The organism is Noviherbaspirillum sp., assembly GCF_035627455.1.
Classification (GTDB): domain Bacteria; phylum Pseudomonadota; class Gammaproteobacteria; order Burkholderiales; family Burkholderiaceae_D; genus Noviherbaspirillum.
The window spans coordinates 1-19,982 of record NZ_DASPLS010000012.1 but is presented as its reverse complement, the minus strand read 5'-3'; the positions used below and the strand labels follow the sequence as shown (position 1 = coordinate 19,982).

At 64.4% G+C, this 19,982-nt stretch carries 21 protein-coding genes; 8 read left to right on the top strand and 13 right to left on the bottom strand.

Annotated elements, in window-relative coordinates; translation table 11 throughout:
- Window position 1: 1 nt before the first annotated feature.
- Window positions 2-529 (top strand): glutathione S-transferase family protein, encoded by a 528-nt coding sequence (locus VEC01_RS01785; protein ID WP_324898155.1) that lies wholly within the window; start codon window positions 2-4, stop codon window positions 527-529.
- Window positions 530-588: 59 nt separating this feature from the next.
- On the opposite strand, the gene bfr is transcribed toward VEC01_RS01785, so the two are convergent.
- The 5 genes from bfr to VEC01_RS01760 form a co-directional block, all read right to left on the bottom strand.
- The gene (gene bfr / locus VEC01_RS01780) at window positions 589-1,059 is read right to left on the bottom strand and encodes a bacterioferritin (protein ID WP_324898154.1); all 471 of its coding nucleotides are present in this window, start codon (window positions 1,057-1,059) and stop codon (window positions 589-591) included.
- A 288-nt stretch (window positions 1,060-1,347) separates the two neighbouring features.
- Window positions 1,348-1,560 carry a (2Fe-2S)-binding protein gene (locus tag VEC01_RS01775; RefSeq protein WP_324898153.1) on the bottom strand — a complete coding sequence of 71 codons (213 nt, stop codon included), beginning with the start codon at window positions 1,558-1,560 and terminating at the stop codon, window positions 1,348-1,350.
- 44 nt (window positions 1,561-1,604) lie between these two features.
- Window positions 1,605-1,793 (bottom strand): hemin uptake protein HemP, encoded by a 189-nt coding sequence (gene hemP, locus VEC01_RS01770; RefSeq protein ID WP_414691402.1) that lies wholly within the window; start codon window positions 1,791-1,793, stop codon window positions 1,605-1,607.
- Between the two features lie 228 nt (window positions 1,794-2,021).
- Window positions 2,022-3,140, bottom strand: coding sequence for a tRNA 2-thiouridine(34) synthase MnmA (gene mnmA / locus VEC01_RS01765; protein WP_324898151.1), 1,119 nt, complete (start codon window positions 3,138-3,140; stop codon window positions 2,022-2,024).
- Window positions 3,133-3,618, bottom strand: coding sequence for an NUDIX hydrolase (locus VEC01_RS01760; protein ID WP_324898150.1), 486 nt, complete (start codon window positions 3,616-3,618; stop codon window positions 3,133-3,135). The genes mnmA and VEC01_RS01760 overlap by 8 nt, the downstream gene beginning before the upstream one ends.
- Before the next feature lie 458 nt (window positions 3,619-4,076).
- Between VEC01_RS01760 and panD the strand changes: the two genes are divergently transcribed.
- The 3 genes from panD to pntB all read left to right on the top strand — a co-directional run bounded on the left by panD (window position 4,077) and on the right by pntB (window position 7,580).
- The gene (gene panD / locus VEC01_RS01755) at window positions 4,077-4,436 is read left to right on the top strand and encodes an aspartate 1-decarboxylase (RefSeq protein WP_324898149.1); all 360 of its coding nucleotides are present in this window, start codon (window positions 4,077-4,079) and stop codon (window positions 4,434-4,436) included.
- A gap of 109 nt (window positions 4,437-4,545) precedes the next feature.
- A complete protein-coding gene (locus tag VEC01_RS01750) occupies window positions 4,546-6,141 on the top strand; it encodes a Re/Si-specific NAD(P)(+) transhydrogenase subunit alpha (protein ID WP_324898148.1) in 1,596 nt (531 codons plus the stop codon).
- Between the two features lie 14 nt (window positions 6,142-6,155).
- A complete protein-coding gene (pntB, locus tag VEC01_RS01745) occupies window positions 6,156-7,580 on the top strand; it encodes a Re/Si-specific NAD(P)(+) transhydrogenase subunit beta (protein ID WP_324898146.1) in 1,425 nt (474 codons plus the stop codon).
- Between the two features lie 69 nt (window positions 7,581-7,649).
- Here the strand turns inward: pntB and VEC01_RS01740 are convergent, their stop codons facing one another.
- Genes VEC01_RS01740 through VEC01_RS01725 form a run of 4 tightly spaced genes read right to left on the bottom strand, consistent with a single transcriptional unit; the run spans window position 7,650 to window position 11,916 of the window.
- Window positions 7,650-8,789: a UbiH/UbiF/VisC/COQ6 family ubiquinone biosynthesis hydroxylase gene (locus VEC01_RS01740; protein WP_324898144.1), complete on the bottom strand. Its 1,140-nt coding sequence runs from the start codon at window positions 8,787-8,789 to the stop codon at window positions 7,650-7,652.
- 8 nt (window positions 8,790-8,797) lie between these two features.
- A complete protein-coding gene (pepP, locus tag VEC01_RS01735) occupies window positions 8,798-10,129 on the bottom strand; it encodes a Xaa-Pro aminopeptidase (RefSeq protein WP_324898142.1) in 1,332 nt (443 codons plus the stop codon).
- A 38-nt stretch (window positions 10,130-10,167) separates the two neighbouring features.
- Window positions 10,168-10,866, bottom strand: a complete 699-nt coding sequence (gene murU / locus VEC01_RS01730) for an N-acetylmuramate alpha-1-phosphate uridylyltransferase MurU (RefSeq protein ID WP_324898140.1) — start codon at window positions 10,864-10,866, stop codon at window positions 10,168-10,170.
- Window positions 10,867-10,890: 24 nt separating this feature from the next.
- Window positions 10,891-11,916, bottom strand: coding sequence for an aminoglycoside phosphotransferase family protein (locus tag VEC01_RS01725; protein ID WP_324898138.1), 1,026 nt, complete (start codon window positions 11,914-11,916; stop codon window positions 10,891-10,893).
- A 175-nt stretch (window positions 11,917-12,091) separates the two neighbouring features.
- Between VEC01_RS01725 and VEC01_RS01720 the strand changes: the two genes are divergently transcribed.
- From VEC01_RS01720 to rsmA, 4 genes are read left to right on the top strand one after another with little or no spacing between them, the layout of a single operon-like run.
- Entirely contained in the window at window positions 12,092-14,284 is a 2,193-nt protein-coding gene (locus tag VEC01_RS01720) for an LPS-assembly protein LptD (RefSeq protein ID WP_324898136.1), read from the top strand.
- A gap of 35 nt (window positions 14,285-14,319) precedes the next feature.
- Entirely contained in the window at window positions 14,320-15,669 is a 1,350-nt protein-coding gene (locus VEC01_RS01715) for a peptidylprolyl isomerase (protein WP_324898134.1), read from the top strand.
- A gap of 8 nt (window positions 15,670-15,677) precedes the next feature.
- Complete coding sequence (pdxA, locus tag VEC01_RS01710) at window positions 15,678-16,703, top strand: 4-hydroxythreonine-4-phosphate dehydrogenase PdxA (RefSeq protein ID WP_324898132.1); 1,026 nt, start codon at window positions 15,678-15,680, stop codon at window positions 16,701-16,703.
- 5 nt (window positions 16,704-16,708) lie between these two features.
- Entirely contained in the window at window positions 16,709-17,476 is a 768-nt protein-coding gene (gene rsmA, locus VEC01_RS01705; RefSeq protein ID WP_324898130.1) for a 16S rRNA (adenine(1518)-N(6)/adenine(1519)-N(6))-dimethyltransferase RsmA, read from the top strand.
- A gap of 296 nt (window positions 17,477-17,772) precedes the next feature.
- Here rsmA and VEC01_RS01700 read toward each other — a convergent pair whose 3' ends face one another.
- The 4 genes from VEC01_RS01700 to VEC01_RS01685 form a co-directional block, all read right to left on the bottom strand.
- Window positions 17,773-18,357 carry a chromate transporter gene (locus VEC01_RS01700; RefSeq protein WP_324898128.1) on the bottom strand — a complete coding sequence of 195 codons (585 nt, stop codon included), beginning with the start codon at window positions 18,355-18,357 and terminating at the stop codon, window positions 17,773-17,775.
- Window positions 18,354-18,929 (bottom strand): chromate transporter, encoded by a 576-nt coding sequence (locus tag VEC01_RS01695; protein WP_324898126.1) that lies wholly within the window; start codon window positions 18,927-18,929, stop codon window positions 18,354-18,356. Before VEC01_RS01695 ends, VEC01_RS01700 begins: the two co-directional genes overlap by 4 nt.
- A gap of 1 nt (window position 18,930) precedes the next feature.
- Window positions 18,931-19,320, bottom strand: a complete 390-nt coding sequence (gloA, locus tag VEC01_RS01690) for a lactoylglutathione lyase (RefSeq protein ID WP_324898124.1) — start codon at window positions 19,318-19,320, stop codon at window positions 18,931-18,933.
- 23 nt (window positions 19,321-19,343) lie between these two features.
- Window positions 19,344-19,982 (bottom strand): SprT family zinc-dependent metalloprotease (locus VEC01_RS01685; protein ID WP_324898122.1); only part of this gene is annotated, 639 nt, incomplete at its 5' end.

The window sequence follows — 19,982 nt, the reverse complement described above, 5'->3', positions numbered from 1 at the left end:
CCTGATCCTGGAAGACGTCTGGTCATCCGACACCAAGATCATGCAGTACAACCCGCTCGGCAAGGTGCCGTGCCTGGTGATGGAAGACGGCGGCGCGATGTTCGACTCGCGGGTGATCGTCGAGTACCTCGACACGCTCACTCCGGTCGGCAAGCTGATCCCGCCGAACGGCCGCGAGCGCGCGGAAGTCAAATGCTGGGAAGCGCTGGCCGACGGCGTGCTTGACGCGGCGGTGGCGATCCGGCTCGAGCGCCTGCAGCGCCCGGAGCCGCAGCAAAGCCCGGAATGGATCAAGCGCCAGATGGAAAAGGTCGAGACCGGCCTGAAGGCGATGTCCGCCGGCCTGAAGGACACTGCCTTCTGCAGCGGCAACCATTACACGCTGGCCGACGTCGCGGTCGGCTGCGCGCTCGGCTGGCTGTCGTTCCGCTTCCCGGAAATCGACTGGCGCGGCAACCATCCGAATCTCGCGAAGCTGTTCGACAAGCTGTCGGAGCGGCCGTCGTTCAAGGACACGGTGCCGCAGTAGGCGGCATAGAAAGTAACAAGGGCAGCCTCGGCTGCCCTTTGTTTTTGTCGGGGCGGTGTTCAATCGCCCATCTGCGACTGCAGATAGTTCTGGATCCCGACCTTGTTGATCAGCTCGAGCTGGGTCTCCAGCCACTCGATGTGTTCCTCGGTGTCTTCCAGGATATCTTCCAGCAAATCGCGCGACACGTAGTCGGCGGCGGCTTCGCAAGCCTTGATGCCGTCCTTGACCGTCTGCTGCGCGGCCTGTTCCAGTTTCAGGTCGCATTCCAGCATTTCCTGCGGCGATTCGCCGATCAGCAGCTTGCCGAGCGCCTGCAGGTTGGGCAGGCCGTCGAGCATGAGGATGCGGTCGATCAGCCGGTCCGCATGTTTCATCTCGCCGATCGATTCTTCGTATTCTTTCTTGCCGAGCCTTTCGAACCCCCAGTGCTTGTACATGCGCGCATGCAGGAAGTACTGATTGATCGCGGTCAGCTCGTTGGTGAGCTGTGCATTGAGCAGCCGGATGATGTTCGGATCACCTTTCATGGGTCCCTCTGAGGTCGATTGATCAGGAGCGCCGGACGACATGTTGCCGCGAGCGCTGCGGCCCGCAACCTGGCGTCACGCGCCCGATGGGCGGCGGAAAGCTGCCCATCGGATAAGGGAATGATAAACCACCATCCCGCAATTCACAGGAATGCGCTGCATTCTGTCAGCGCGAATCATTCGCATCGAGGATTCGATGCAGGGAAGCAAGCGACGTCGAAGACGCGAGGGAGGGAAAAGCCGTGCCGGCGCGCGGCGATGTGATCTGCGCGTGCCGGAAGAATCAGGTCAGGCAGCGATGGCGGCGGCGAACACCGGCTGCGATTCGAGCGAACGTTCTTCCAGACTTTCGCGCAGCACGGTCTTGGCGCAGGAGTGGCATTTGCCGCAGCAGGTGCCCACGCCGAGTTCTTCACGCAATTGCGGCATGGTCGCGACCCCGCGGTCCACCGCGCGGCGGATCTGGCGTTCGGAGATATTGTTGCAAACACAGACGATCATTTGCGTTGCCTTGATGGTTTGGGTTTCGGATGAGCCTGCCTGTATCACGCCGTCAGGATCAGCTTGTTCATTTGCGTGAGCCGCAGCCGGTAGATGCGGCCCTGATGCTCGATCTCGATTTCGCGCTGTTGCCGGAACAGGTCCTCGCTCTTGATACGCGTCGCCTGCACCGGAGCCTGTCCGGCAGCACCGTCCTGTTGGCTGCCTTCCTGTTCCGATCCCTGCTGCGTCATCCGGCTCATCGCGTGATCCTTTTGTAAATACGAACAATTCTCATTTAGATTATTCACCATGTGCCTGGCGATTGCAAGGGATTTGTCGCTGCAGGCGCGCAGGACGATGCTCGCCTGCAGCAAATGGCTGGTGCGGGCAGATGAACGCTCTTTCTGGCGAAAGCGAGCGCTAACTGAGGAGTTGTATTTTGGACGGGCGGAAGGACGGGCGCCCTCCGCCGCTGTCGATCAGGCGGCGTTCGCGGTATCGATGATGCCGCCGCCGAGGCAGACGTCGCCGTCGTACAGGACGGCCGATTGGCCGGGTGTCACCGCCCATTGCGGGTCCGGGAAGCGAAGGGAGAACCGGTCCGCATCGAGGACCGACAGCGAGCAGGGGACATCCGCCTGCCGGTAGCGCGTCTTCGCGGACAAGGGGCCCGGCTCCGGCGCCACGCCAGCGATCCAGCTAGCCTGTCCCGCCGACAGCGCCGGCGAGAGCAGCCAGGAATGGTCGTGGCCCTGCACCACGTACAGCGTGTTGTTCGCCACATCCTTTTTCGCGACGTACCAGGCGTCGTTGCTGCCGTCGGCCTTCTGGAAGGACTTGATCCCGCCCAGCCCGATGCCCTTGCGCTGACCCAGCGTATAAAAGCTCAGGCCGACATGTTCGCCGACGGTCTTGCCGTCGGGCGTCTTCATCGGTCCCGGCTTGAAGGACAGGTAGCGGTTCAGGAAATCGCGGAACGGGCGTTCGCCGATGAAGCAGATGCCGGTCGAGTCTTTCTTCTTTGCATTCGGCAGGCCGATCTTTTCGGCGATCGCACGCACTTCCGTCTTCGGAATTTCGCCAAGCGGAAACAGCGTCTTTGACAATTGCGCCTGGTTCAACCGGTGCAGGAAGTAACTCTGGTCCTTGCTCGCATCCAGCGCCTTGAGCAGCTCGAAGCGGCCGGCGTTCGGCCCCGATTCCACCTCGCGTACGCGCGCGTAATGCCCGGTCGCGATCAGGTCGGCGCCGAGTTTCATCGCATGGTCGAGGAAAGCCTTGAACTTGATCTCCGCGTTGCACAGCACATCGGGGTTCGGCGTGCGTCCGGCCTGATACTCGCGCAGGAACTCGGCGAACACGCGGTCCTTGTATTCGGCGGCGAAATTGACCGCCTCGATGTCCACGCCGACCACATCCGCCACGCTGGCCGCGTCGATCCAGTCCTGCCGCGTCGAGCAGTATTCCGAGTCGTCGTCGTCTTCCCAGTTCTTCATGAACAGGCCGATCACCTCGTAACCCTGTTCCTTCAGCAGCCAGGCGGAAACCGAGGAGTCGACCCCGCCCGACATGCCGATCACCACCCGCTTCTTAGCCATTCGGCACTCCAATGACGCTGGGATGGGTGTAGATGATGGACAGCGGCGCGCGCCGCCCGGCAAGATAGTCGTCGACGCAGCGCAGTACCAGCGGGCTGCGATGTTTTTCCTGGCAAGCCAGCATTTCCTCGCGCGTCATCCAGACGGTGCGCAGGATGCCGTGGTCGAGCGCGCGGTCGTGCGCCTGACCCAGTTCGCCGGTGAAGGCGAAGCGCAGGTAGGTTACCTCACGCCCGGTGCGCGACGATACATAGCGCGACATGTACATGCCGAGCAGGGCGGTGGGTGTGAAGTCGTGCGCGGCTTCTTCCAGCGTTTCGCGCGCGACTGCTTCCATCAGCGTTTCATTCGGATCGAGATGGCCCGCGGGCTGGTTGAAGCGGATGCCGTCGCTGGTCTCTTCCTCGACCAGCAGAAAACGGCCGCCGCGCTCGATTACCGCAGCAACGGTGACAGATGGTTTCCAAACGTCAGACATAGTATTCCTTGAAGAGGGCGCCATTTTACCGTGCACGCCGGCTGCGGGCATGCTGCCAGTTCAGCCAGGCGAAAACAGGAATGATCTGCTGCTAGCAGGAAAAAATCTTGATTTCGCGCAACTCTTCTGAATCGCCGGTATTCGTCCGGCCAAAAAGGCGTTAAATTTATTTTTCTACATTTTTTTCCTATATGCTCGACAGATCGGCGCAAGAAAAAAGCCGGATTTAGAGGACTCCGTCGATAAAAAAAGAAAAAAGAACGGTTGTGCTAATTTTTCTTTTCCGTGTAAGATCGATGTAAGAAATCTAATTATTGAAAAAACATGTGCCTGGCCTGCCGTGCCGGTGCCTGGGGAGGATCTGTCGTGCCGGTCGCCGGCACATCCATTCCGCCCTTCATGCGATGAGAGATTTCTGCTGCGGTGCTCCGCGGCCGGTTGTGCAATCAGGAGAAAAAATGCAACGCATCATGCTTCGCTCGAAGATCCACAGGGTTACCGTCACGCAGGCGGACCTGCACTATGAAGGTTCCTGCGGCATCGACGTCAACCTGCTGGAAGCCGCCGACATCAAGGAGTTCGAAAAGATCGAGCTCTATAACATCAACAACGGCGAGCGCTTTTCCACTTATGCGATCAAGGGCAAGCGCGGCAGCGGCGAGATTTCCCTGAACGGCGCTGCGGCACGGCGCGCACACCTGGGCGACCTGCTCATCATCTGCACCTACGCGCCGATGAGCGAAGCCGAGGTGGAAACCTATGTGCCGAAAATCGTCTTCGTCGACGACAGAAACCAGATGACGGGGCTGAAGAAGTGAGCTTTTCCCGTCCGCATGGATTCGTCTACACCATAGAACTGGAGCGGACCACAATCCTGCTCCACCGGCTGTCCAACCCAATCCACAACCATAACCAGGGGAAAAGCGTATGCCTCTAACGATAGGAGTACCACGGGAAATATTTCCAGGTGAGAAGCGTGTTGCGACCGTCCCGGATGTCGTCGAAAAGCTGATCAAGCTGGGTTTTTCGGTCAATGTCGAATCCGGCGCAGGCGACGCGGCAAACTTCGGCGATGACACCTATCGCGCAGCCGGTGCCCAGGTCGTCGCCGGCGCCGCGCAGCTATGGGCATCATCGGACATCGTGTTCAAGGTGCGCGGTCCGACCCAGGAAGAGGTCGCAATGATGCGCGCGGGCACGACGCTCATCAGTTTCATCTGGCCGGCGCAGAACCCGGAACTGATGCAGCAGCTCGCGGCCAGGAAGGTCACCGTGCTTGCGATGGATGCACTGCCGCGCCAGCTGTCCCGCGCGCAGAAGATGGACGCGCTGACCTCCACCGCCAGCATCAGCGGCTATCGTGCCGTGATCGAGGCGGCCAACGCCTTCGGCCGGTTCTTCAACGGGCAGGTGACTGCCGCAGGCAAGATTCCGCCGGCCAAGGTTTTCATCGCCGGGGCAGGCGTCGCCGGCCTGGCCGCGATTGGCACGGCCGCCAACCTGGGCGCGATCGTGCGCGCCAATGACACGCGCGCCGAGGTCGCCGACCAGGTCGTGTCGCTGGGCGGCGAATTCGTCAAGGTCGACTACGAGGAAGAAGGCTCCGGCGGCGGCGGCTACGCCAAGGTGATGAGCGAGGGCTTCCAGAAGGCCCAGCGCGAGATGTACGCCAAGCAGGCCAGGGAGGTGGACATCATCATCACCACCGCCCTGATCCCGGGCAAGCCCGCACCGAAGCTGATCACCGCCGACATGGTGCAGTCGATGAAGCCGGGCAGCGTCATCGTCGACATGGCGGCTGAGCAAGGGGGCAACTGCGAACTGACCGAGCCGGGCAAGGCAGTGGTGAAGCACGGCGTGACGATCATCGGCTACACGGACCTGCCCAGCCGGTTGGCGAAGCAGTCCTCCACCCTGTACGCGACGAACCTGTTGCGGCTGACCGAGGAACTATGCAAGACCAAGGACGGGGTCATCGACGTGAATATGGAAGATGATGCGATCCGCGGCCTGACGGTCGTCAAGGAAGGCAACATCACCTGGCCAGCGCCTCCGCCCAAACTGCCGGCGGCACCGGCTGCCTCCGCTGTAAAGGCCAAGCCCGCCGCCGCGCCTGCAGCAAAGGGGCACGGCCATGGCCCGGGCGGCCAGCAGGCTTCGGGCAGCAAGATGGCGATCCTGTTCGGCGTCGTGGCGCTTCTGTTCTGGTTCATCGGCGCCTATGCGCCGCCGGCCTTCCTCGGCCACTTCACGGTGTTCGTGCTGGCCTGCTTCGTCGGCTACATGGTGGTGTGGAACGTGACGCCGTCGCTGCACACGCCGCTCATGAGCGTGACCAACGCGATCTCTTCCATCATCGCCATCGGCGCGCTGGTGCAGATCGCGCCGCCGCTGAATGCCGGCATTGAGCGTCCGGGCGACTGGATCCGCTGGCTGGCCGTGATCGGCATCGTGCTCACCACGATCAACATGTTTGGCGGCTTCGCCGTGACCCGCCGCATGCTGGCGATGTTCCGCAAATAAGGGAGGCGATAATAATGAAAGAAAGTCTCACAATCGTCGCCTACCTCGGCGCGACCATCCTCTTCATCCTGAGCCTGGGCGGCCTGTCGCATCCGGAAACCGCACGACGCGGCAACCTGTACGGCATGATCGGCATGGCGATCGCGGTGCTGGCCACGATCTTCGGGCCCAACGTGACCGGCGCCGGCATCCCCTGGATCGTCGGTGCGATGGTCGTCGGCGGCGCGATCGGCCTGTACGCCGCGCGCGTGGTGCAGATGACGCAGATGCCGGAACTGGTAGCATTGATGCACAGCCTGGTCGGCCTGGCCGCCACCCTGGTCGGCTATGCGAGTTACATCGACCCGGCGGCCACCGCCAATTTCAGCGGCGCCGAAAAAGTGATCCACGAAGTGGAGATCTACATTGGCATCCTGATCGGCGCGGTGACCTTCTCCGGTTCCGTCATCGCGTTCGGCAAGCTGTCCGGCCGCATCGGCGGCAAGCCGCTGCTGCTGCCGGCGCGCCACTTGCTGAACCTCGCGGGGCTGCTGCTCGTAATCTGGTTCGGCGCACAATTCCTGCGCGCCGAAACGATTGCCGAGGGCATGACGCCGTTGGTCGTGATGACGGTGATCGCACTGCTGTTCGGCATTCATATGGTGATGGCGATCGGCGGCGCGGACATGCCGGTGGTGGTGTCGATGCTCAACAGCTACTCGGGCTGGGCGGCGGCGGCGACCGGCTTCATGCTGTCCAACGACCTGCTGATCGTGACCGGCGCTCTGGTCGGCTCGTCCGGCGCGATCCTGTCCTACATCATGTGCCGCGCGATGAACCGCAACTTCCTCAGCGTGATCGCCGGCGGCTTCGGTTCCGAAGGCGGCAAGCCGGCGCCGAAGGGCGGCGACGCCGCGCAGCCGGCGGGAGAAGTGGTGCCGGTGTCGGCGACCGAAACCGGCGAACTGCTGCGCGACGCCAAGAACGTGATCATCGTGCCGGGCTACGGCATGGCGGTCGCGCAGGCGCAGCACACCGTCTACGAGATCACCAAGTACCTGCGCGAGAAGGGCGTGAACGTGCGCTTCGGCATCCACCCGGTCGCCGGCCGCATGCCGGGCCACATGAACGTGCTGCTGGCCGAAGCCAAGGTGCCGTACGATATCGTGATGGAAATGGACGAGATCAACGACGATTTCGCCGACACCGATGTCGCGATGGTGATCGGCGCCAACGACATCGTGAATCCGGCGGCGATGGAAGACCCGACCAGCCCGATCGCCGGCATGCCGGTGCTCGAAGTCTGGAAGGCGAAGACCTCGATCGTGATGAAGCGCAGCATGGCTTCCGGCTATGCGGGCGTCGACAATCCGCTGTTCTACAAGGAAAACAACCGCATGCTGTTCGGCGACGCGAAGAAGATGCTGGACGAAGTGCTGGTGGCGCTGAAGGCGGCCTGACCCGGGTTGCTGCAGAAACAAAAAAGCCGCGCAATTGCGCGGCTTTTTTGTTTTCCGGCTGAATGCTTCCTACCGCCTGCCGTACAGCATCTGCTCCGCCAGCAGGCGCCTGGCCGGCGCGACCGTGTCGAAAAACGCGAGCGACAGGCCGAGCGCGGCTTGCGACGGCGCACCGTCGGACGCGCTCGCGAAGATGCGTGCCATCGTATCGGTCACGGAAATCGTGAGGCTGCGGTCGGACTGCCGTTCCTGCACGAAGCGCAGCAGCGTGTCCGGCGCGATGCCGCGCGCAAGGAAGCGCGCGAGCACCGCCGCATCCCGCAGGCCGAGGTTCAGGCCCTGGCCCGCGACCGGGTGCAGCGTCTGCGCCGCATTGCCGATCGCCACCGTCCTGGCCGACGCCGCCGCATGGGCGTTGAGGCCGAGCGGATAGCTGACGCGCGGCGTCACGCCGGTAAAGCGGCCCAGCCGGGAGCCGAACGCCGCGCCGAGCTCGGCAAGAAAATCCGCATCGGACAACGCGTACAGGCGCGAGGCCGTCGCCGGACCGGCGCACCATACCAGCGAATAGCCGCCGTCCTGCGGCAGCAGCGCCAGCGGCCCCTCTTCGGTGAAGCGCTCGAACGCCCGGTGCGGGAGCGGTTCGCTGACGGTAACGTGCGCAATGAGCGCGGTCTGCCGGTAATCGCGCCGAACCGAACGCGCATCCTGCTCCGAGAACACGCCGCCTTCGGCCTGCACCATCAATGCCGCGGTCAGCGCGCTGCCATCGGCGCAACGCAACTCGACACTGTCGCTGCGCTCCATCGACGACGTCACCTGCAGCGGCCGCAGCATCGCGACACCGGTGCGCGCGAGCGCAGCGGCCAGGACGGCGACCAGCGCGCCGTAGCGCGTGACGTAGCCGAGCGCAGGCAGGTCGTATTCCTTGCGGTCAATCAGGGTGCGGCCGAAATGGCCGCGGCGGGACACGTGGATCTCGTGGATCGGATCGGACGGGAGCGGCCAGGCGCCGATTTCGTCCAGGATCTGACGGCTGCCCCAGGACAACGCCAGCGAACGCGGATCGCGGTTCGCCTGTTCCAGCGGCCTGGCGTCGATCAGCGCGATGCGCGACGCAGGCGCGCCGCGTGCCGCCAGCAGCAGCGCCAGCGCCATCCCCACCGGGCCGGCGCCGCAGATGGCGATATCGTAATCGGTGCTCGCCATGGCCGGTCTCAGCGCTTCATCACCGCTTCGATGTCGGCCACCGTCTTCGGCGCCGCCTCGGTGATGATGTCGCAGCCGTCTTCGGTGACCAGCGCATCATCCTCGATGCGGATGCCGATGTTCCAGAACTGCTCCGGCACGCCCGGATCGGGGCGCACGTAAATGCCGGGTTCGATGGTGAGCACCATGCCGGGCTGCAGCGTGCGCCACGGGCGTTCCTCGCCCGCGCCGGACAACTCGCGGTACTCGCCGACGTCATGCACGTCCATGCCGAGCCAGTGGCCGGTGCGGTGCATGTAGAACTGGCGATAGGCGCCTTTTTCGATCACGTCGTCGAGCGTGCCGACCTTGTTCCCGTCGAGCAGGCCGGTGTCGAGCATGCCCTGCGCGAGCACCCGGACCGCGGCGTCATGGCCGTCGATGAAGCGCTTGCCGGGACGGGTCTCGGCGATCGCGGCGTATTGCGCGGCGAGCACGACCTCATACAGAGCCTTCTGCGGGCCGCTGAACCTGCCGCTGGCCGGGAAGGTGCGGGTGATGTCGGAGGCGTAGCTGTCGAGCTCGCAGCCGGCGTCGATCAGCACCAGGTCGCCGTCCCTGATCTCGCTGTCGCCCGCGCGGTAATGCAGCACGCAGGCATTGGCGCCGGTGGCGACGATCGAGCCGTAGGCGGGAAACTGCGAGCCGTTGCGGCGGAATTCATGCAGCAGTTCCGCTTCCAGGTGGTATTCGCGCAGGCCGGGGCGCGCTGCCTGCATCGCCCGCTTGTGCGCTCCGGCGGAAATGGTCGCAGCGCGCTTCATGATCGCGATTTCTTCGGCGTCCTTGAACATGCGCATCTCGTCGAGCAGCACGTGCACGTCATGCACCGCGGACGGCGCCGACACGCCGGCGCGCGCCTGCATGCGCACCGCCTGCAGCCAGCCCTGCACCTGGCGGTCGAGTTTGCCGCTGCTGCCGAGCGCGTAGAACAGCGCCGGCGCGTCGGCCATCAGCTTCGGGATTTCAGTGTCGAGCGCGGCGACCGGGTGCGCGGCATCGAAGCCGAAGGCTTCGCGCGCCGCTTCCGGGCCGTAGCGGTAGCCGTCCCAGATTTCGCGCTCGAGGTTCTTCTCGCGGCAGAACAGGATGGACTGCTCGGTCTTTCCGGCCACCAGCACGATCACCGCTTCCGGTTCGGTGAAGCCGGACAGGTAGTAGAAGTAGCTGTCGTGGCGGTAGGGATAGTCGGCGTCGCGGTTGCGCATCACCTCGGCGGCGGTCGGGATGATCGCGACGCCTCCGCCCTTGGCCTTCATCTGCGCCATCAGGGCGGCGCGGCGGGCTGCATAGGATTTCATGGTCCTCCTTGACGGTTCGGTTGGCGTTCAGTTGCCGTTCAGTTGCCGTTCAGTTGCGCCAGGCGTTCCGGCGTGCCGACATCGGTCCAGTCGCCGCGATACACCTCGCCGCCGACCTGGCCGCGGTCGGCATACCGGCGCAGGATGGGCGCGAGCTGCGCCGACTGCCCCGGCTCGACCCCGTCGAAGATCTCCATGCGGTAGACGCCGATGCCGGAAAAGGTGAATTTCGGCTCGCCTTCATTGACGACGGAAAAGCTGTGCAGCGCGAAGTCGCCCTTCGGATGGTGCGGCGGATTCTTCACCAGGTAGAGCCAGGCGACGTCGCGCTTGTCGCGCGGATGCGGATTGCCCCACATGTCATCGTCCTTCAGCGCATCCTTGACCTGCTCGAAATCGAAATGCGGGCAATAGATGTCGGCCGCGACCGCGACGAACGGTTCCTCACCCAGCAGGTGGCGCGCCCTGGCCACGCCACCGGCGGTCTCCAGCGCGCTGCCCTCGGCGGAGTACGCGATCTTCGCGCCGAACTGCGATCCGTCGCCCAGCGTTTCCTCGATCATGTGCCCCAGGTGCGCGTGGTTGATCACGATCTCGTTAATGCCGGCGCGCACCAGGTTCAGGATGTGCCAGACGATCAGCGGCCTGCCGCGCACCTTGAGCAGCGGCTTGGGGCAGTTGTCGGTCAGCGGACGCATCCGCTCGCCGCGTCCGGCGGCGAAAATCATTGCTTTCATTGTTCGTTCCAGTCAGGGCGGCGGTCAGAACGTGTAACCGGCCGACGGCGCCTTTTCTTCGAATTCGTCCAGCAGCACGATCAGCGGCGCCAGCGCGTGGTAGCGGCCGGCCGCCTTGCGCGTGTATTCCATCACCAGCGGCAGGTCCTTCAGGTAACCGTCCTTGCCGTCGCGGTGATACAGGCGCGCGAAGATGCCGAGCACCTTCAGGTGGCGCTGCAAGCCCATGAACTCGAAATCGCGGTAGAACGCGTCGATGTCCGGGTTCACCGGCAGCCCGGCGCGCCGCGCCCGCTCCCAGTAGCGGATCGCCCAGTCGAGCACCATTTCCTCGTCCCACTGGATATAGGCATCGCGCAGCAGGGACACCAGGTCGTAGGTGATCGGGCCGTAGACGGCATCCTGGAAATCGAGGATGCCGGGATTGCCGCGTTCGGTCACCATCAGGTTGCGCGAGTGGTAATCGCGGTGCACGTAGACCTGCGGCTGCGCCAGGTTGTTCGCCAGCAGGGCGTCGAACACCTTGTTGAGCCTTTCGGTCTGCTTCTCGCTCATCGTGATGCCGAGATGCTTGCCTACATACCACTCGGGGAACAGCATCAGCTCGCGGTGCAGCAGCGCGCGGTCGTATTCCGGCAGCACGCCCGGCTTGCTTTGCGCCTGGATCAGCACCAGCGCGTCGATCGCGTCGAGATAGAGCTTGTGCGCGCTGTCCGGGTTCAACTGGTTGAGGTAGGTCGTGGTGCCGAGGTCGGACAGCAGCAGGAAGCCGCGTTCGACATCCTTTTCAAGAATCTTCGGCACCGACACGCCCGCTTCGCCGAACACTTCGGCCACATGGATGAAGGGTTGCACGTCCTCCTGCGGAGGCGGCGCATCCATTGCGATATAAGTCGCGCCGTCGGGCGCATCGACGCGGAAATAGCGGCGGAAGCTGGCGTCGGAAGAGGCGGGCCTGATGGAGTCAGGCAATACTTGTTCGGCTGACAGCGAGGACAGCCATTCCTTGAGTTGGGTCAGACGAAGATCGGATCCGGTATTGAAAGACATGAAACTATATGGGTAATCGTTAAAATGCGCCATTCAAGCGCTGTTTGAGCCGCGAATCAAGCCGAAATACGCGCATGCGGCGCATGCTTGTACGCTTGTTGCGCGTTGGCGGGAGGGCAGTTCCCATATAATAAGGGATTCGACTTAAAAAAGCGCCTGCCGACCCTTTCTTTTCATGAACCGGTTTCCCGCATTTCCCCCTTCACAACTTCTCCTTCGTCTCGTCGCCGCCGCCAGCGCCGCTGCGGTGCCGGCGCTCGTGTCGGCGCAGGCGGAGCCCAGGGGCGCCCAGGCGAATGAAAAGGACCTGCCGGCCAGCATCAGCGCCGAACGCATGAGCGGCCGGCCGGACCGGGAGGTGGTGCTGGAGCGCGATGTCGAGATCATTCGCGGCCCGACCACCCTTAACGCCGACAAGGCCACCTATCATGTCGTGGAAGACGAGGTCGAGGCGTCGGGCAACATCCGCATGCGCCGTTTCGGCGATACCTACACCGGCGAAGAACTCCGGCTGAAGCTTGATGCCAACGAAGGCTACGTGCTGAACCCGACCTACCGGCTCGAGCGCAACAACGCGCAGGGCCGCGCGGACCGCATCGTGTTCGAGGGCGAGGACCAGGCCACGGTGTACGATGGCTCCTACAGCTCCTGCGAGGGGCCGGACCCGGACTGGTACCTGAAATCGGGGCGGCTGGATCTCGACAATGCGCGCGACCGCGGCGTGGCCCACGGCACCGTCGTGTACTTCAAGGGCGTGCCGATCCTGGCCGCGCCGGCGATGTCGTTTCCGCTGTCGGATGCGCGCAAGAGCGGCTTCCTGCCGCCGACCATCGGCACCACCAGCCGCGGCGGCCTCGAAGTCACGGTCCCGTATTACCTGAACATCGCGCCCAACCGCGACCTGACGCTGTATCCGAAGCTGTATGCGCAGCGCGGCCTGCAGCTCGGCGCCGAAGCGCGCTACCTCGGCGCCGACTACTGGGGCGAAACCCAGCTGGAAGTGCTGCCGGAAGACCAGCGTACCAAGACCACGCGCTACGCGATCACCACGAACCACACGCATATCCTGGCGCCCGGCCTGGCGTACACCTGGAACATCAACAGCGCATCGGACAACGACTATCCGACCGACTTCTCGCGCAGCCTGACCGCCGCCCGCCAGCGCCTGCTGGTGCGCGACACCGCGCTTACCTACGGCAACGCGCTCTGGCAGGCCAGCGCCCGCCTGTCGAACTTCCAGGTGCTGCAGGACCCGGTGGTGCCGATCGTGCGGCCGTACGACCGCCTGCCGCAGCTCTCCTTCCATGCCGGGCGCCAGGACGTCAACGGCTTCGACTGGGATGTGGATTCGGAGCTGACCCGCTTTTCGCATCCGACCTTCCAGCGCGGCGACCGTTTCCTGATCAATCCGCGCATCGCCTTCCCGATCCTCACGCCGGGCTATTTCATCACACCGAGGGTGTCGCTGCATTCCACCCGCTACCGGCTTGACGACCAGGGGCTGACGAGCGCCACCGACCTGTCGCGCACGCTGCCGACGTTCTCGGTCGACAGCGGCCTGGTGTTCGAGCGCGATGCGCAGTTTTTCGGCAGCCGCATGACGCAGACGCTGGAACCGCGCCTGTTCTACGTGTACACGCCGTACCGCGACCAGTCGGCCTTCCCTAATTTCGACACCGCCGAAGCCGACCTGAGCTTCGCTCAACTGTTCAGCGAAAACCGCTTCATCGGCAACGACCGCATCAGCGACGCCAACCAGCTGACTGCGGCGCTGATTTCCCGCTATTACGAGCCGACCGGCGCCGAACGCATGCGGTTTGCGCTCGGCCAGCGCTTCTATTTCACCGAGCAGCGCGTGACGCTCGGCGGCATGCGCAACGAAAGCCGCTCCGACCTGCTGGTATCGGCCTACGGCCTGCTGACACCGACCTTGAGCGTCGAAGGCAACGTGCAGTACAGCCAGACGCTAGATGCAATGAGCCGCGCCAACTACGGCGTGCGCTGGCAGCCGGCGCCGAAAAAGGTGCTGAACCTGCAATACCGGCGCAGCCGCGTCAACAACCTGGAGCAGCTGGACCTGTCGGCGCAGTGGCCGCTGTCCGGGCGCTGGTTCGGCGTCGGACGCGTCAACTACTCGCTGCCGGAACGCAAGGTCGCTGAAGGCCTGGCCGGCGTGGAGTACAAGGCGGACTGCTGGGTCTTCCGCATGGTGGGCCAGCGCACGCCGACCGCAACCGGCCAGGTCAGCTCCGCGATTTTCTTCCAGCTCGAGCTGAACGGGCTTACCCGCCTCGGGTCCAATCCGATCGAAGCGCTGCGCGCCAACATCCCCGGCTACCAGCTGGTGAATCAACCTAGTAACCCTTGATTGAAGAACGTTCATCCATGAAGACTCTTCCGACTATGCGTATCGCAACTTCTCCGGCCCGCGCCGTCGCCCTTGTCGTCGCGCTGCTGTGCGCCGGCCCCGCCACGCAGGCGCAGACCGGAAATACGCAGGCCAAGCCGCGCATCTATCTCGCCGATGCGATCATCGCGGTGGTCAACAATGAGGTGATCACGCGCCAGGAGCTGGTCGAGCGCCTGCAGATCGTGGAGCGCCGGATGCGGAACCAGGGCATCGCGCTGCCACCGCCGGCGGAGTTCCAGCGCCAGCTGCTGGAGCGCATGATCATCGACCGCGCACAGATGCAGCTGGCCAAGGAGTACGGCATCCGCGTCGACGACACGATGCTCGACCGCGCGGTCGCACGCATCGCCGAGCAGAACCGGATGTCGCTGCAGGAATTCCGCACCACGCTCGAGCGCGAAGGCACGCCCTATGCGCGCTTCCGCGAAGAGATTCGCGAGGAGATCATCATGCAGCGCCTGCGCGAGCGCGAAGTCGACAACAAGATCCAGATCAGCGAATCGGAAGTCGACAACTATCTCGCCGAGCAGGGCGCGCCGCAGGGGCAGGAATTCCAGCTCTCGCATATCCTGGTGCGCATCCCGGAAAATGCGACCGCCGAGCAGATCGGCGAGCGCCGCCGACGCGCAGAAGAGGTGATGCGGCAGCTGAGGTCGGGCGGCGATTTCGCCAAGGTGGCCGCCACCTATTCCGACGCCAACGATGCGCTGTCCGGCGGCGACCTCGGCTGGCGCAGCCAGGACCGCCTTCCGCAGCTGTTCGTCGATGCGATCGCCGAACTCAAGCAGGGCGAGGTATCGCAGATCGTCAAGAGCGCCAACGGTTTCCACATCCTCAAGCTCAACGGCAAGCGCAGCGCCAGCGTGGTCAAGGCTGGCACCGCCGCCGTGCAGCAGACACGCGTGCGCCACATCCTGATCAAGACCAACCAGATCGTGACGCCGGCCGATGCCAAACGCAAGCTGACCGAACTGAAGCAGCGCCTGGACAACAACGCCGCGAAGTTCGAAGAGCTTGCCAAGATGCACTCCAACGACCTGACCGCGTCGCGCGGCGGCGACCTCGGCTGGATCTATCCGGGCGACACGGTGCCGGAGTTCGAGCGCGCGATGGACGGACTGCAGCCGGGACAAGTCAGCGATCCGGTCGAATCGCCGTTCGGCTACCACCTGATCCAGGTGCTGGAACGCAAGAAGGATGACGTGTCGCAGGAGCGCCAGCGACTGATCGCGCGCCAGGCGATCCGCGAGCGCAAGCTGGACGAGGCGACCCAGGACTGGCTGCGCCAGCTGCGCGACCGCGCCTACGTCGAATATCGCATCGACAGCGGCGACGCGCGCTGAGCCGCTTCGTGGACAAGCGACCGACCATCGCGATCACCTGCGGCGAGCCCGCGGGCATCGGGCCCGAGATTTCGGTGCGCGCCGCATGGGAATTGCGCAGCGAGGTTCGCGGCGTGCTGATCGGCGATGCCGCGCTGCTGTCGCTGATTGCGTCCGACCTCGACCCGGCGATCCGGCTGGTCGCGATATCGACGCTCGCATTCCGCAACAGCGGGCTGCCGCACCTGCCCGCCGGCCAGATTCCGGTGATCGACTGCCCGCTGGCGGAACCGGCCGTTCCCGGCAAGCTGGATGCGCGCAACGGCAAGGCGGTGCTGCAGACGCTGGACGTCGCCATCCGCTATGCGCTGCAGAAGCAGTTCGACGCGATCGTCACCGCGCCGCTGCAAAAGAGCACGATCAACGATGCCGGCGTACCCTTCACCGGCCATACCGAATACCTCGCTGAAAAGACCGGCACACCGCAGGTGGTGATGATGCTCGCCGGCGGCGATCCGATGCTGCGCGTGGCCCTGGCAACCACCCACCTGCCGTTGCAGGAGGTGCCGGCGGCGATTACCTTCGACGGCCTGTCGCGCACGATCGACATCGTGCATGCCGACCTGCGGCGCAAGTTCGGCATCGACAAGCCGCGCATCCTGGTCACCGGGCTGAACCCGCATGCGGGCGAGGGCGGCTATCTCGGCCGCGAGGAAATCGAGGTGATCGCGCCGGTGCTGCAGGCGGCGCAAGCCAGGGGCATCGCTGCCACCGGCCCGTATCCGGCCGACACCCTGTTCCAGCCCAAATACCTTGAAAACGCCGATTGCGTACTGGCGATGTTCCACGACCAGGGGCTGCCGGTGCTGAAGCACGCGAGCTTCGGACGCGGCGTCAACATCACGCTCGGCCTGCCGCTCATCCGCACCTCGGTCGATCACGGTACCGCGCTCGACCTCGCGGCCAGCGGCATCGGGCACGCCGACCATGGCAGCATGCTCGAAGCAATCCGGGTGGCGGCACTGATGGCCGCCGCCTCCGCGCAACACGAATAAATCCAATGAAACATATTCCCCGCAAGCGTTTCGGCCAGAACTTCCTGACCGACCAGCAGGTATTGCACGACATCATCCGCGCGATCGATCCGCGGCCGGACGACACCATGGTCGAAATCGGCCCGGGCCTGGCGGCGATGACCAGCCTGCTGCTGGAATCGCTGCAGCAGCTGCATGTCGTCGAACTCGACCGCGACCTGGTGGCGCGCCTGAAGAAGCGATTCGATCCCGCGCGCCTGGTCGTGCACGAGGGCGACGCGCTGCAGTTCGACTTCGCGTCGCTCCCGGTTCCCGAAGGGCGCAAGCTGCGCGTGGTTGGCAATCTGCCGTACAACATATCCAGCCCCTTGCTGTTCCATCTCGCGCAGATCGCGCCGCAGGTGGAAGACCAGCACTTCATGCTGCAAAAGGAAGTGGTCGAGCGCATGGTGGCCGAGCCGGGCGGCAAGGCCTACGGCCGGCTGTCGGTGATGCTGCAGTGGCGCTATTACATGGAATTGCTGTTCGTGGTGCCGCCGCAAGCGTTCGATCCGCCGCCGCAGGTGGACTCGGCGATCGTGCGCATGATTCCGCTGAAGGAGCCGCTTCCCTGCGACGCGGCGAGGCTGGAGCAGGTGGTGGCGAAGGCGTTCTCCCAACGGCGCAAGGTGATCCGCAATTGTCTCGCCGGGATGTTTGAAGAAAACGACCTGATCGATGCGGGCATCGACCCGCAGGCACGGCCGGAAGCGGTGCCGGTGGAACAGTTCGTGGCGTTGGCGAACAGGCGCTGAACCGGGAGCAAGCCGGCCGGTTTCGGTAGGGTGGGTAGAGCGCATCGAAACCCGCCGCATTGCCTGCATTTGCAGTGCATGGCGGGTTCCGCTTCGCTCTACCTCGGCGGCCCCACCCACCCTACTATCCGCTAAAGCGGGCAGCCATAGTCCAGTGCCGGTTCCGCGCAAGGCAGACGCATCCTGGTGTGCCAAGTTTCGGTCCGTAGGGTGGGTAGAGCGCAGCGAAACCCACCGCAATGCCGCACCTGCTGCGCCTGCCGGGTATTGCTTCGCCCGGCCCGCCTGCTTATCCTTTAGACCAGTCCAAACCAGCCCAGCGCTGCCCCCGCGCCCAGCACCCAGAGCAGATGCAGCCTCGTGCGCCAGATGACGAGCGCCGCGGCGGCAGTCAGCAGCCACAGCGGCCAGTCCTGCGCCGCATCGTTGTGCGCGCTGGTGAGCACCCATCCGGTCGCAATCAGCAGCGCGATCACGATCGGTCCCATGCCCTGCTTGAATGCCCGCACGCCGCGCAGGTTACGGTTGCGATGGCCCCACTGGGACGCGAGGTAGGTGAGCGTCGTGCTCGGCAGCATGATGCCGAACATCGTGACCAGCACGCCGAACAGCCCCATGACAAGGCTGCCGGAATTGACGCCGACGTTCCAGCCCATCAGCGCGACGAACAGCACGTTCGGGCCGGGTGCCGCCTGCGCGATCGCGATCGATGCATTGAACTGCTGCTCGGACAGCCAGTGGTTCTGCTCGACCAGGTAGCGGTGCATTTCCGGCGTGGTCGTGATCGCGCCGCCGATCGACAACAGCGACAGCGACAGGTATTGCAAGAACAGCTGCAGCCAGTCGGCCCATTGCAGCGAAATGTGCGCCGCGCCGCTCATGCTTTCAGTTTCCGGTAGGTGAGCGTGCAGGCAATGATGCCGAGGGCGGGCAGCACGTAGAGCAGCGGCAGGCGCAGCAGCGCGATCGCGATGAAGCAGGCGAGCGCGAAGGCGACCGCCGCCGGCACGCCGAGCGGATAGTTTTTCAGCGTGCCGAGCAGCCGCAGGCCGGCCGCGGTGATCAGGCCCGCCGCCACCGCGCCCATGCCGCGCAGCGCGCCGGCGACGCCGGGATGATTGGCGAATTGCGCATAAAAGAAAGTCAGCGCCAGCACGATGATCAGCGGCACCGACAGCATGCCGGCCAGCGCCACCAGCGCGCCGCGCAAGCCGAAGTAGCGCGCGCCGATCATCAGCGACAGATTCACCACGTTCGGGCCGGGCATGATCTGCGCGACCGACCATTCCTCGACGAATTCCTCGCGCGTCATCCAGCGCTTCCGCTCCACCAGTTCGTGCTGCACGATCGCGAGCACGCCGCCGAAGCCCTGCAGCGCCAGCAGGGTAAAGGAAAGGTAGAGGTCGGACAGCGATTGCGGGCGGGAGCGGTTTTCCGGGGCGGGGGCGCTCACGTCAGCCGGCCTTGCGTTCGATCAGCTCGATCTTGTAGCCGTCCGGGTCCTGTATGAAGGCGATCACGGTGTTGCCGCCCTTGACCGGGCCGGCTTCGCGGGTGACGCTGCCGCCCGCGGCCTTCACCTGCTCGCAGGTCTTGTAGGCATCTTCGACCCCGATCGCGATATGACCGTAGGCACTGCCGAGGTCGTACTTGTCGACGCCGTAGTTGTAGGTCAGCTCGATTTCCGCATGCTCGGGATTGTTGCCATAGCCCACAAAGGCGAGCGTGTATTTCTGCTCGGGCCGGTCGGTGGTGCGCAGCAGGTTCATGCCAAGCACTTTGGTGTAAAAATCAATGGAGCGCTGCAGGTCGCCGACCCGCAGCATGGTGTGAAGAATGCGCATTGTTGTTGCTTCCTGAAAGGGTTTCAGAAGATCGGCAGCGTCTCCGGGCCGCTTTCGCGCAGCGCCCGCTTGGCCGCTTCGAATTCCGGGAAGATCGATTGCACCGTCGCCCAGAAGCGCGGACTGTGGTTCATTTCGCGCAGGTGCGACAGCTCGTGCGCGATCACGTAATCGATCATCGGCAACGCGAAGTGGATCAGCCGCCAGTTCAGCCGGATCTTGCCTTCCGCCGTGCACGAACCCCACTGGGTGGACGCCGAGGACAGCGCGAACGACCGGTAGCTCACGCCCAGTTTTTCCGCATACACCGGCAGGCGTTCCGCAAAGATCCGCCTTGCTTCCAGCTGCAGCCACCCTTGGACACGGTCTTTCAGCTGTTGTTCGCCGGCCTCCGGCGGCAGGCTGACCGCAAGTTCCCGCGTGGCGGCGTCGTAGGCGATGCCGGATGCCTGCGCCGGCAGGATGCGCAGCGTGATATCCGAGCCCAGGTAGGGCAGGGCGGCGCCGTCGCACCACTGCATGTGCGGTTGCAGGCGGCGCGCGGAACGTTCGCGGCGCTCGTTGAGCTTGGTAAAGATCCAGCGCTGTTTTTCGCGGATCGCGTTTTCGATCTCGGCAACCGTCACCCATTTCGGCGCGGTGATGCGCAGGCCATCCTCGTC